Below are 12,633 nucleotides of genomic sequence, written 5' to 3'. Positions count from 1 at the left end.
TGTCGCAATATATTAAGTCGTCGATAGAAACATGCATTGTCAGGACAATCAGCAGTCAAACAGTGTGAAATGCTACTGATGCCTTACAGCGCAAAAAGGCTGGTGACTAAAAAGTCACCAGCCATCAGCCTAATTACTCAGGCTGCAACCAGAAAAGTTGGCTTATTTAACTTCAACTTCAGCGCCAGCTTCTTCCAGAGATTTTTTCAGTGCTTCTGCGTCGTCTTTGCTCACGCCTTCTTTCAGCGCAGCTGGAGCAGATTCTACCAGGTCTTTAGCTTCTTTCAGACCCAGGCCAGTTGCGCCACGTACTGCTTTGATAACAGCAACTTTGTTAGCGCCAGCAGCTTTCAGAATTACGTCGAATTCAGTTTTTTCTTCAGCAGCTTCAGCCGGGCCCGCAGCTACAGCTACAGCAGCAGCAGCAGAAACACCGAATTTTTCTTCCATTGCAGAAATCAGTTCTACAACGTCCATTACGGACATAGCTGCAACTGCTTCAATGATTTGATCTTTAGTGATAGACATTTAAATTGTTCCTGAAAATCAGAATAAGTTTATACGTAAGCAAATGCTTTATAAAGATAACTGCGATTAAGCAGCTTCTTTCGCATCGCGAACAGCAGCCAGAGTGCGAACCAGTTTGCCAGCCGAAGCTTCTTTCATGGTTGCCATCAGGCGTGCAATTGCTTCTTCGTAGGTCGGCAGGGTTGCCAGGCGATCGATTTGCGATGCCGGGATCAACTCACCTTCAAAGGCTGCAGCTTTGACCTCAAATTTTGCATTCGCTTTCGCGAACTCTTTGAACAGACGAGCAGCAGCGCCCGGGTGTTCCATAGAGTATGCAATCAGGGTCGGACCAACAAACGTGTCTTTCAGGCACTCGAACTGAGTACCTTCAACTACGCGACGCAGCAGGGTGTTACGAACAACACGCATGTATACGCCAGCTTCACGACCTGCTTTACGCAGTTCAGTCATTTTGTCTACAGTAACGCCACGGGAATCCGCAACTACTGCAGACAGCGCGCCTTTGGCTACTTCGCTGACTTCAGCAACAATCGCTTGTTTGTCTTGAAGATTTAAAGCCATTAGCTTTGCTCCTGGATGTTTGCCGGAACTCATGTTCCGGAACTCACTTCACTCTCCCAAACGGAAAGAGCGTCTTAATACGGTGAGCAGAAACAAGCCAGAGTATCCAAAAATAATCTTAGCGTTCTGTCACCGTCTACGCAGGGGATTAAGTCTCTTGCGAAACACCTGCGGTCTTCGACGGAGGCCTGGATTAGGCCAGGCTCCAACGAACAAATCTTTTAGCCGCTAACTTTCGTTAGCAAACGTGGGGGTAAGATTGTAGACAAAATCACCGCCCACGTAAAGGCATTAGTTTGCAGCAGCGCTCAGGCCAGCCTGGTCAACTGCAACACCTGCACCCATGGTGGTGGAGATGCTAACTTTCTTGATGTACACGCCTTTCGCCTGAGTTGGTTTTGCTTTTTTCAGCGCAACCAGCAGAGCTTCCAGGTTTTCTTTCAGTTTGTCAGCGTCAAAGTCCACTTTACCGATGGTGGTGTGGATGATGCCGTTTTTGTCGTTACGATAACGAACCTGACCTGCTTTAGCGTTCTTAACCGCTTCAGCAACGTTAGGAGTTACAGTACCAACTTTCGGGTTTGGCATCAGGCCGCGTGGACCCAGAACCTGGCCCAGCTGGCCAACAACGCGCATTGCATCTGGAGAAGCAATAACAACGTCAAAGTTCATTTCGCCTTTCTTGATCTGATCAGCCAGATCTTCCATACCTACCAGTTCAGCGCCGGCAGCTTTAGCAGCTTCAGCGTTTGCACCCTGAGCAAATACAGCTACGCGAACGGAACGGCCAGTACCGTGTGGCAGTACAGTTGCGCCACGAACGTTCTGATCGGATTTACGCGCGTCGATGCCGAGGTTAACGGCAACGTCAACGCTTTCAACGAACTTAGCAGTTGCCAGTTCTTTCAGCAGAGCGATAGCTTCGTTGATGTCGTACTGTTTGGTCGCATCAACTTTGTCACGGATCACGGACATGCGCTTGGTCAGTTTAGCCATTTCTTAGTCCTCCACTACCAGGCCCATGGAACGTGCAGTACCTTCGATTGAGCGAGTCATCGCTTCAATGTCGGCACCAGTCATGTCGGCAGCTTTGGTCTGCGCGATTTCCTGCAGCTGAGCGCGGGAAATTTTACCCACTTTGTCTTTGTTCGGTTTACCGGAACCAGACTTGATACCAGCCGCTTTCTTCAGCAGAACAGCTGCTGGAGGGGTTTTGGTAACGAAAGTGAAAGAACGGTCAGCGTAAACAGTGATTACGACTGGGATTGGCAGACCTTTTTCCAGGGATTCGGTTTTGGCGTTGAACGCTTTACAGAATTCCATGATGTTCACACCCTGCTGACCCAGAGCTGGACCAACTGGTGGACTTGGGTTCGCCATACCAGCTGCAACCTGCAGCTTGACGTAGGCTTGTACTTTCTTAGCCATTGTAAAATCCTCTGATTGGGTGATAGCGCCTCAGGGAGGCTCCCCGTGAATAAAATTCGTTTTACGGGCCGGGCCCATAAAAACAAAAGGCGCGAAATTGTATTCCAATCTCGCGCCCTGTGCAACGATTAAATCGCCGCTTTTTTGATCGCTGCTTAGGCTTTTTCGACCTGCGCAAAGTCCAGTTCTACCGGGGTCGCACGACCGAAGATAGAAACAGAAACTTTCAGGCGGGACTTCTCGTAGTCCACTTCTTCAACCACACCGTTAAAGTCAGCAAACGGACCGTCGCTAACACGAACCATTTCACCCGGTTCAAACAGCGTTTTCGGACGCGGCTTATCACCCACCTGCTGCAGGCGGTTCATAATCGCATCAACTTCTTTGTCGCTGATTGGCGCCGGACGGTCAGACGTGCCGCCGATAAAGCCCATCACGCGCGGTACGCTGCGCACCAGGTGCCAGCTCGCGTCGTTCATCACCATCTGAACCAGCACGTAACCCGGGAAGAATTTACGCTCGCTTTTGCGACGTTGGCCGCCACGGATCTCAACCACTTCTTCGGTCGGAACCATAACTTCGCCAAATAACTCTTCCATGTTGTGTAATTTGATATGCTCACGCAGCGACGTTGCTACGCGGCCTTCAAAACCGGAAAACGCCTGAACGACGTACCAACGCTTTTTAGGGGCTTCAGACATCTTAGAACCTCAGGCCAGTAATAAAGGAAACCAGGCGAACCAGAATACCATCCAGTCCCCACAGGATCAGTGACATTACCGCAGTCACTGCAGCCACGATCAGCGTGGTGTGCAATGTTTCCTGGCGAGTCGGCCAAATGACCTTGCGGACTTCGGTACGTGCTTCGCGAGCGAAAGCAACGGTTGCTTTACCCTTAGTCGTCAACAGCGCGACACCGCCCGCTGCAGCAATCAGAATCACCACTGCCAGCGCGCGGAGCGGCAGCATCATGTCACGATAAAGATAGTTGCCAACGATTGCCACAATCAGCAGCACGGCAACAGCGACCCACTTCATCGCTTCCAGGCCGCGCCCGCTCCCTTGAGCTTCGGTATTCGCACTCATAAACCAACCTGTCAGAAGAATTCTACAAATAATTTCACCCCGCGATTGCGAGGCGAGCCAAATCGAAACGCTAATCCCTTTATGGATTATACGCTCTCTGCAGAGCCTGTCTCAGCAATGATTATGACAAAAATAATCACTGATGAGCCAGGTTCTGATGTGAAAGCGTGCAAAAAGGGCATCAAATGATGCCCTTTTCATGCGCATTGCGTCAAATGTTATCAGCGATTAGCCGAGAACTTTAGCAACCACGCCCGCGCCAACGGTACGGCCACCTTCACGGATTGCGAAACGCAGACCGTCGTCCATCGCGATTGGGTGGATCAGAGTCACAACCATCTTGATGTTGTCGCCTGGCATTACCATCTCAACGCCTTCTGGCAGTTCGATGGTACCGGTCACGTCAGTTGTACGGAAGTAGAACTGTGGACGGTAGCCTTTGAAGAACGGAGTATGACGGCCGCCTTCGTCTTTGGACAGGATGTACACTTCAGATTCGAACTTGGTGTGTGGCTTGATTGAGCCTGGCTTCGCCAGAACCTGACCACGTTCGATTTCTTCACGTTTGATACCACGCAGCAGAACACCAACGTTCTCACCAGCACGGCCTTCGTCCAGCAGTTTACGGAACATTTCAACGCCAGTACAGGTAGACTTCGCAGTCTCTTTGATACCAACGATTTCAACTTCTTCACCAACTTTGATGATACCGCGCTCTACACGACCGGTAACAACGGTACCACGACCGGAGATGGAGAATACGTCTTCGATTGGCAGCAGGAATGGCTTGTCAATCGCACGCTCTGGTTCTGGGATGTAAGAATCCAGGAAGCCAGCCAGTTCGATGATTTTCGCTTCCCACTCTGCGTCGCCTTCCAGCGCTTTCAGAGCAGAACCACGAACGATTGGGGTATCGTCGCCCGGGAAATCGTACTGAGACAGCAGTTCACGAACTTCCATCTCTACCAGTTCCAGCAGCTCTTCGTCATCAACCATGTCGCATTTGTTCAGGAACACGATGATGAAAGGAACGCCTACCTGACGACCCAGCAGGATGTGCTCACGAGTCTGAGGCATTGGGCCATCAGTCGCAGCAACAACCAGGATCGCGCCGTCCATCTGCGCAGCACCGGTGATCATGTTTTTAACATAGTCGGCGTGGCCTGGGCAGTCTACGTGTGCGTAGTGGCGAGTCGGGGTGTCGTACTCAACGTGAGAGGTGTTGATGGTGATACCACGAGCTTTTTCTTCTGGTGCGTTATCGATCTGGTCGAATGCACGAGCAGAACCACCGTAGGTTTTTGCCAGAACGGTAGTGATTGCAGCGGTCAGCGTTGTTTTACCATGGTCAACGTGGCCGATAGTACCGACGTTAACGTGCGGTTTTGTACGTTCAAACTTTTCTTTAGACATCGATTGTCCCTCTAAGACACGGATAAATCGGTGATATCACCACATCAACCAGGCGAAATGCCTGAATTGTTGAATACAGTAAAATTGAAACAGAGAGAAACGGGAAGGAGAAGTGAAGTGGTGCTGATACCCAGAGTCGAACTGGGGACCTCACCCTTACCAAGGGTGCGCTCTACCAACTGAGCCATATCAGCACGTATTGGAGCGGGCAGCGGGAATCGAACCCGCATCATCAGCTTGGAAGGCTGAGGTAATAGCCATTATACGATGCCCGCATCCTGAAACTCGGCTACCCAGTTCTTTCTGTAACAAAAAAAGAGATTTCTCTCTTTTTCAGTTTGAGCTGGCTAATTTTTCCAACCAGCTCCGGCGGCATTTACGCTGCCAGAAAGTGGTGGTGGGGGAAGGATTCGAACCTTCGAAGTCTGTGACGGCAGATTTACAGTCTGCTCCCTTTGGCCGCTCGGGAACCCCACCGGACTTGATGGTGCCGACTACCGGAATCGAACTGGTGACCTACTGATTACAAGTCAGTTGCTCTACCTACTGAGCTAAGTCGGCATCAAGTAGCGCGCATTCTATGGATACCTGCGCGGTCATGCAACTAAAAATTTGCATAAAACGTTCTTTCGCTCACATTTTATGCGAACAGCGTATCGGACGCTGTAAAAGTAGTCATTTGAGGTTAAATATTCAACATATCATCGTGATTTGCACCGTATTCACCGTAGCGTGACGGCTTCCGCGTTACGCAGCGCTTTCCATCTTTTTTCTTATTATTCCCGTCATCTGGTGTTAACCTCCTGCCCATTGTCCAAAATTAACTGTGTGATGAGCCATGATCCGGCAGTGTGATGCTGGCTCACTGAAGCATGCTTATGAGCAAAAAAGAGCAAACGTTAATGACGCCTTATCTTCACTTTAACCGCAGCCAGTGGGCTGCCCTGCGTGATTCCGTCCCTATGACGCTGACGGAAGGTGAAATCGCACGGTTAAAAGGGATAAACGAAGATCTGTCCCTGGAAGAGGTGGCAGAAATTTATCTCCCCCTCTCTCGCTTGCTTAACTTCTATATCAGCTCGAACCTGCGTCGTCAGGCCGTGCTGGAGCAGTTTCTCGGGACGAACGGTCAACGCATTCCTTATATCATTAGTATTGCAGGCAGCGTGGCCGTGGGTAAAAGTACCACCGCGCGCGTCCTGCAGGCGCTGTTAAGCCGCTGGCCGGAACACCGCAGCGTGGAGCTGATCACCACCGACGGCTTCCTGCACCCGAACGAGGTGTTAAAAGAACGTGGGCTAATGAAGAAGAAGGGCTTCCCGCTCTCTTATGATATGCACCGTCTGGTGAAATTTGTCTCTGACCTGAAATCCGGCGTGCCGCACGTGACTGCGCCAGTCTATTCGCACCTGATCTACGATCGCATCCCAGGCGGGGATAAAACCGTGGTCCAGCCGGACATCCTGATTCTGGAAGGTCTGAACGTGCTGCAAAGCGGGATGGACTATCCTCACGACCCGCATCACGTATTCGTCTCGGACTTCGTCGATTTCTCTATTTATGTCGATGCGCCGGAAGACCTGCTGCAAAACTGGTACATCAACCGCTTCCTGAAGTTCCGCGAAGGGGCGTTCACTGATCCGGATTCCTATTTCCACCACTATGCCCAGCTTTCTGAAGAGGAAGCGATCAATGTGGCTACGGGGCTGTGGAATGAAATCAACTACGTGAACCTCAAAGAGAATATCCTGCCGACGCGCGAGCGAGCGAGCCTGATCCTCACCAAGAGCGAGAAGCACGCCGTCGACCAGATTCGCCTGCGGAAATAATCAAGCAGACATAAAAAAAACCGGCTTAGCGCCGGTTTTTTTTATTATGCCTGTGGCTTCTCGCCATTTTCATCCTGATCGACCGCGAAGCAGGCAACCAGCTGGCCGCCATAATCCTTCAGCTGCGGCTGGAGTTGGGTGCACGGGCCAAAGCGGCGACTGCAGCGGGCGTTGAATGCACATCCCGGAGGCGGATTCAGCGGGCTTGGCAGTTCACCCGTCAGCTTAATACGCTCACGACGATCGTCCGGGTTCAGACGCGGCGTCGCAGACAGCAGCGCCTGGGTATACGGGTGACGAGGGTTATTAAAGATCTGGTCTTTAGTCCCCTTCTCCACGCAGCGCCCCAGGTACATCACCATCACTTCATCGGCAATATGCTCAACCACCGACAGGTCGTGGGAGATGAACACGTAAGAGAGCCCCAGCTCCTGCTGGAGATCCATCATCAGGTTCAGCACCTGCGCACGCACGGATACGTCGAGCGCGGAGACCGGCTCATCGGCAATCACCACGTCCGGATCGAGCATCAGCCCGCGGGCGATCGCAATACGCTGACGCTGGCCGCCGGAGAACATGTGCGGATAGCGATCGTAATGCTCGGTTTTGAGGCCGACCTTCGCCATCATCGCCAGCGCTTTTTCACGGCGCTGCTCTTTGCTCAGATTACTGTTGATGAGCAGCGGCTCTTCCAGAATCTGCCCGACTTTTTTACGCGGGTTTAAAGAACCGTACGGGTTCTGGAACACAATCTGGATTTTCTGGCGACGCAGCTTCTGCGCCTGCGGATCGTGCTTGAGCAGATCCTGCCCCTGATAATAGAGCTCCCCGCCGGTCGGCACTTCAATCATCGTCAGCAGACGGCCCAGCGTGGATTTGCCGCAGCCTGACTCCCCCACCACCGCCAGCGTTTTACCGCGTTCGAGGTTAAAGGAGACGCCGTCCAGCGCTTTCACCAGGCGTTCAGGGGCAAACAGCCCCTTCTTCACCGGGTAGTATTTTTTCAGATCGATGGCCTGCAACAGCGGTTGTTGCGTGGTGGCCTGTTGCGTACTCATAGTGTTGGCCTCCCGGCATCATCGAGTGGGTAGTGGCATTTCGACTGACGGCCGTCAGCAAGCTGGTTCAGCTCAGGCTCTTCTGCCCGGCATTTGTCCGTTGCATACGGACAACGCGGATTGAGCAGACAGCCCTGCGGACGGTCATATTTACCCGGTACCACACCCGGCAGCGATGCCAGACGCGCTTTGTCCTGAGCAAACTCCGGCAGCGCGCGTAAAAGCGCCTGGGTATACGGATGACGCGGCGCGCGGAAAATATCGTGTGAATTTCCGGTTTCGACCACCTGGCCGGCGTACATCACGATGATTTTGTGCGCGGCTTCGGCCACCAGCGCCAGATCGTGCGTAATCAGCACCAGCGCCATATTCTCTTTCTGCTGCAGCTCCAGCAGCAGTTCGATGATTTGCGCCTGAATGGTCACATCCAGCGCCGTCGTCGGTTCATCCGCAATCAGCAGTTTTGGTCGACAGGCAATCGCCATCGCGATCATCACGCGCTGGCTCATCCCACCGGAGAGCTGGTGCGGGTAAACGTCCAGACGTGATGCCGGGTCAGGAATCCCCACCTGGTTCAGCAGGTCGATCGCGCGCTGACGACGGGTTTTCTTATTCCCGCCCTGATGCACCTTAATCGCTTCCATAATCTGGAAACCAACGGTGTAGCAAGGGTTCAGGCTGGTCATTGGATCCTGGAAAATCATCGCCACTTCGGCGCCCACCAGCTGGCGGCGCTGTTTTTCAGAAATACGCTTCAGATCCTGACCGTTGAACTGCAGGTTTTCCGCCATCACGCGGCCCGGGTAATCAATCAGCCCCATGATCGCCAGTGAGCTCACCGACTTACCGGAACCGGACTCCCCGACAATGCCAACCACTTCGCCCTGATTTACGCTGTAGCTGATGCGGTCCACGGCGCGAAACGGGGTGCCTTCGTCGCCGAAGTGCACCGATAATTTATCTACATTTAATAACGCCATCTCGTGCCTCTTACTGCTTCAGTTTGGGATCAAGCGCATCACGCAGGCCATCACCCATCAGGTTAAATGCCAGCACCGTCAGCAGGATTGCCAGACCCGGGAAGGTGACAACCCACCAGGCGCTTTGTGCGAACTGCAACACGTCGGAGAGCATGGTGCCCCACTCCGGTGTTGGCGGCTGCGCACCCATGCCCAGGAAGCCAAGAGCGGCCATATCAAGAATGGCGTTAGAGAAACCGAGCGACGCCTGAACAATCAGCGGCGCCAGGCAGTTAGGGAAGATATTCACGAACATCTGGCGCATCGCACCGGCACCCGCCACGCGAGAGGCGGTGACGTAATCGCGGTTCACTTCCACCAGCACCGCCGCACGGGTTAAACGCACGTAGTGAGGGAGCGCCACGAAGGTCAACGCCAGCGCGGCATTGCCTATCGACGGGCCGAAGATTGCCACCAGCACCAGCGCCAGCAGCAGGCTTGGCAGCGCCAGCATGATGTCGACGATACGCATGATGATGTTATCAACGATGCCGCCGAAGTAACCGGCAACCAGGCCGAGGACGACGCCCATGATCAGCGACAGCACAACAACGAGACAGCCGACCAGCAGCGACAGGCGCGCGCCGTACATCAGACGCGACAGCACGTCGCGGCCCACGTCATCGGTACCCAGCAGGTGCGCCAGGCTGCCGCCGTCCTGCCACGCAGGCGGGGCGAGCAGCGCATCGCGGAACTGGTCCGCCGGGTTATACGGTGCGAGGAAGTTCGCAAACACCGCGATCAGGATCATGATTACGACATACACCAGCCCTACCACCGCGCCTTTATTGCGCTTGAAGTAGTGCCAGAATTCCTGCAGCGGCGTCATAGGAACCGGTGCAGCGACCACTTTATTTTGAGTGACTTGTGACATGATGGTCCCTTACTTCTTATGACGAATACGCGGGTTCACCACGCCGTACAGCAAATCGACCAGCAGGTTGACGAGGATAATCATCGTCGCGACCAGCAGTACACCGCCCTGCACAACCGGATAGTCACGGCGTTGCAGCGCGTCAATCAGCCAGCGTCCAAGACCCGGCCAGGAGAAGATGGTTTCGGTCAGGATCGCCCCCGCCAGCAACGTCCCCACCTGGAGACCGATAACGGTCACCACCGGCAGCATGGCATTACGCAGCGCGTGAACGATGATGACGCGCATACGCGTCAGGCCCTTGGCGCGCGCGGTGCGGATATAATCCTCACCCAGCACTTCCAGCATCGATGAACGGGTCATACGCACGATCACCGCCAGAGGAATGGTGCCCAGCACCATGGCAGGCAGGATCATGTGCGCCACGGCATCAATGAAGTTGCCCTCTTCGCCCCAGATAGCCGTATCAATCAGCATAAAGCCGGTGAGCGGGTTGCTATCATCCAGGAAGACCATATCGCTGACGCGCCCGGAGACCGGTGTCAGGTTAAGCTGCACCGATACCAGCATGATCAGCATCATGCCCCACCAGAAGATAGGCATGGAGTAGCCGGTCAGCGCCAGGCCCACGGCGGTGTGGTCAAAAATAGAGCCACGCTTGACGGCAGCCAGTACCCCAACAGGAATACCCACCGCAGTGGCGAAAATCATAGCGCAGACGCCAAGCTCCAGCGTCGCTTTAAAACGCGGCACGAACTCGTCCCACACCGGAAGACGGCTTTTCAGCGAAATCCCTAAATCACCGTGCAACACGCCCCAGATATAGTGGAGGTACTGCTGCCACATCGGCTTATCGAGACCGAGTTCCGCCAGCAGCTGTGCATGGCGCTCAGGGGAAATACCACGCTCGCCCGCCATAATCATTACCGGGTCGCCGGGGATCATATGGACGAAGGCAAAAGTGAGAAGGGTGATACCGATAAACGTGGGGATAACAAGTCCCAGACGTCGGAGGATGAACTGCAACATAACCCGGATTCTCTCTGATGACGCACGACCAGTGGCGTGACGTCTGTATTGCTCACAAATGTAAATTCCCTCTCCTGGCGGGAGAGGGTTAGGGTGAAGGGCGTGCATGCATCCCCTCACCCCTGCCCTCTCCCAGAGGGAGAGGGAGAACACCCTACTTATTATTCAACAGATACGTTTTCGAAGTGGTGTTTGCCCAGTGGATCAACCACGTAGCCCTTCACTTCTTTACGCACTGGCTCGTACACGGTGGAGTGAGCAACAATCAGCGCCGGAGCCTGATCGTGCATAACAACCTGAGCCTGCTTGTACAGTTCAATACGTTTGTTGTGATCGTCGGTCGCACGCGCCGGCTGGATCAGGTCTTCAAACGGCTTGTAGCACCAGCGAGAATAGTTAGAACCGTCTTTCGCCGCCGCGCAGCTGAACAGGGTGGCGAAGAAGTTGTCCGGATCTCCGTTATCACCGGTCCAGCCCATCATTACCGCCTGGTGCTCACCCGCTTTGGCGCGCTTCAGGTACTCGCCCCACTCGTAGGTCACAATCTTGGCCTGAACGCCAACTTTAGCCCAGTCAGCCTGAACCATTTCCGCCATACGGCGTGCGTTCGGGTTGTACGGACGCTGTACCGGCATCGCCCACAGCTCAACGGTAAAGCCTTTATCCTGGCCCGCTTCTTTCAGCAGCGCTTTCGCTTTCTCAGGATCGTAGGTGTAGTCTTTAACGTCGTCGTTATAACCCCACATAGTTGGTGGGATCAGGTTTTTGGCAGCAACGCCAGCGCCCTGGTAAACCGCCTTGATAATCGCTTCTTTGTTCACCGCGTAGGTCAGCGCCTGACGCACTTTCACGTCATCAAACGGTTTCTTCTCGGTGTTAAAGGAGAGATAGCCCACGTTCAGGCCAGCCTGCTCCAGCAGGTTGATGTTCTTGTCCTGCTTCATGCGGGCGATATCAGCCGGGTTCGGGTACGGCATTACCTGGCATTCGTTTTTCTGCAGTTTTGCATAACGCACTGACGCATCAGGCGTGATGGAGAAGACCAGACGGTCGATCTGCGGCTTGGTGCCCCAATAGCCTTCGAACGCTTTATACAGAATGCGGGAGTCTTTCTGGTACTGCAGCAGCTGGAATGGACCGGTACCGATTGGGTTCAGGTCGACTTTTTCCGGCGTACCGGCTTTCAGCATGTTGTCCGCGTACTCTTTGGACAGAATTGAAGCGAAGTCCATGGCCAGGTCAGCCAGGAATGGCGCTTCCGGACGCGTCAGCACGAACTGAACCGTTTTATCGTCCACTTTTTTCACTTCAGCAATCAGGTCAGGCAGACCCATCCCTTCGAAGTATTCATAGCTGCCGCCAGACACTTTGTGGTACGGGTTCTGAGCGTTTTTCTGACGGTCGAAGGAGAACACAACGTCGTCGGCGTTAAAGTCGCGCGTTGGTTTGAATTCTTTGCTGTCCTGCCACTTCACGCCCTGGCGCAGGTGGAAGGTATAGGTTTTACCGTCTTCGCTGACGTCCCACTTCTCGGCCAGACCCGGAATCACTTCCGTGGTACCGGTTTTGAATTCAACCAGACGGTTATAGATCGGTACAGAGCTTGCGTCGTAAGTCGTACCAGAGGTAAAGAGCTGTGGGTTAAAGCCTTCCGGCGAGCCTTCAGAACAGTAAACCAGGGTTTTTGCCTGTACGCTTGCTGCCACGGTCATAGCCACCAGGCTCAGACCAAGCTTCAGCATCCCTGACTTCTTCAAGGAAATACTCATTATTCTGCTCCAATGTGATGTTTTGCTTTGTTGTGT

At 53.7% G+C, this 12,633-nt stretch carries 13 protein-coding genes and 4 tRNA genes; 1 reads left to right on the top strand and 16 read right to left on the bottom strand.

Going from position 1 to position 12,633, the window contains the following annotated elements; all coding sequences use genetic code 11:
* Positions 1-162: 162 nt before the first annotated feature.
* The 11 genes from rplL to HB664_RS04320 form a co-directional block, all read right to left on the bottom strand.
* A complete protein-coding gene (gene rplL, locus HB664_RS04370) occupies positions 163-528 on the bottom strand; it encodes a 50S ribosomal protein L7/L12 (RefSeq protein ID WP_006176746.1) in 366 nt (121 codons plus the stop codon).
* Positions 529-594: 66 nt separating this feature from the next.
* Positions 595-1,092, bottom strand: a complete 498-nt coding sequence (gene rplJ / locus HB664_RS04365) for a 50S ribosomal protein L10 (RefSeq protein WP_001207203.1) — start codon at positions 1,090-1,092, stop codon at positions 595-597.
* Between the two features lie 291 nt (positions 1,093-1,383).
* Positions 1,384-2,088 (bottom strand): 50S ribosomal protein L1, encoded by a 705-nt coding sequence (gene rplA, locus HB664_RS04360; RefSeq protein WP_006810530.1) that lies wholly within the window; start codon positions 2,086-2,088, stop codon positions 1,384-1,386.
* Positions 2,089-2,091: 3 nt separating this feature from the next.
* Complete coding sequence (gene rplK / locus HB664_RS04355) at positions 2,092-2,520, bottom strand: 50S ribosomal protein L11 (protein WP_008503452.1); 429 nt, start codon at positions 2,518-2,520, stop codon at positions 2,092-2,094.
* A 155-nt stretch (positions 2,521-2,675) separates the two neighbouring features.
* On the bottom strand, positions 2,676-3,221 hold the full coding sequence (nusG, locus tag HB664_RS04350; RefSeq protein WP_002438628.1) for a transcription termination/antitermination protein NusG: 546 nt from the start codon (positions 3,219-3,221) through the stop codon (positions 2,676-2,678).
* A 1-nt stretch (position 3,222) separates the two neighbouring features.
* Entirely contained in the window at positions 3,223-3,606 is a 384-nt protein-coding gene (gene secE, locus HB664_RS04345) for a preprotein translocase subunit SecE (protein WP_014068449.1), read from the bottom strand.
* 228 nt (positions 3,607-3,834) lie between these two features.
* Complete coding sequence (gene tuf, locus HB664_RS04340; protein ID WP_023309456.1) at positions 3,835-5,019, bottom strand: elongation factor Tu; 1,185 nt, start codon at positions 5,017-5,019, stop codon at positions 3,835-3,837.
* Positions 5,020-5,137: 118 nt separating this feature from the next.
* Positions 5,138-5,213, bottom strand: a tRNA-Thr gene (locus tag HB664_RS04335).
* 6 nt (positions 5,214-5,219) lie between these two features.
* Positions 5,220-5,294 (bottom strand) — tRNA-Gly (locus tag HB664_RS04330).
* 117 nt (positions 5,295-5,411) lie between these two features.
* Positions 5,412-5,496 (bottom strand) — tRNA-Tyr (locus HB664_RS04325).
* An 8-nt stretch (positions 5,497-5,504) separates the two neighbouring features.
* Positions 5,505-5,580: transfer RNA gene (locus HB664_RS04320), tRNA-Thr, on the bottom strand.
* 317 nt (positions 5,581-5,897) lie between these two features.
* Between HB664_RS04320 and coaA the strand changes: the two genes are divergently transcribed.
* A complete protein-coding gene (coaA, locus tag HB664_RS04315) occupies positions 5,898-6,848 on the top strand; it encodes a type I pantothenate kinase (RefSeq protein ID WP_021242480.1) in 951 nt (316 codons plus the stop codon).
* 44 nt (positions 6,849-6,892) lie between these two features.
* Here coaA and dppF read toward each other — a convergent pair whose 3' ends face one another.
* The 5 genes from dppF to dppA all read right to left on the bottom strand — a co-directional run bounded on the left by dppF (position 6,893) and on the right by dppA (position 12,597).
* Positions 6,893-7,906, bottom strand: coding sequence for a dipeptide ABC transporter ATP-binding subunit DppF (gene dppF, locus HB664_RS04310; protein ID WP_023309965.1), 1,014 nt, complete (start codon positions 7,904-7,906; stop codon positions 6,893-6,895).
* Positions 7,903-8,886 carry a dipeptide ABC transporter ATP-binding protein gene (dppD, locus tag HB664_RS04305; RefSeq protein WP_008502772.1) on the bottom strand — a complete coding sequence of 328 codons (984 nt, stop codon included), beginning with the start codon at positions 8,884-8,886 and terminating at the stop codon, positions 7,903-7,905. Before dppD ends, dppF begins: the two co-directional genes overlap by 4 nt.
* Before the next feature lie 10 nt (positions 8,887-8,896).
* Positions 8,897-9,799 (bottom strand): dipeptide ABC transporter permease DppC, encoded by a 903-nt coding sequence (dppC, locus tag HB664_RS04300; RefSeq protein ID WP_023309963.1) that lies wholly within the window; start codon positions 9,797-9,799, stop codon positions 8,897-8,899.
* Between the two features lie 9 nt (positions 9,800-9,808).
* The gene (gene dppB / locus HB664_RS04295; protein ID WP_023334097.1) at positions 9,809-10,828 is read right to left on the bottom strand and encodes a dipeptide ABC transporter permease DppB; all 1,020 of its coding nucleotides are present in this window, start codon (positions 10,826-10,828) and stop codon (positions 9,809-9,811) included.
* Positions 10,829-10,989: 161 nt separating this feature from the next.
* On the bottom strand, positions 10,990-12,597 hold the full coding sequence (gene dppA, locus HB664_RS04290; protein WP_033146993.1) for a dipeptide ABC transporter periplasmic-binding protein DppA: 1,608 nt from the start codon (positions 12,595-12,597) through the stop codon (positions 10,990-10,992).
* Between the last annotated feature and the right edge of the window lie 36 nt (positions 12,598-12,633).

The organism is Enterobacter sp. DNB-S2 (assembly GCF_019443845.1).
In the GTDB taxonomy this organism is placed as follows: Bacteria; Pseudomonadota; Gammaproteobacteria; order Enterobacterales; family Enterobacteriaceae; genus Enterobacter; species Enterobacter asburiae_B.
This window is presented reverse-complemented; position numbering and strand designations above follow the sequence as displayed.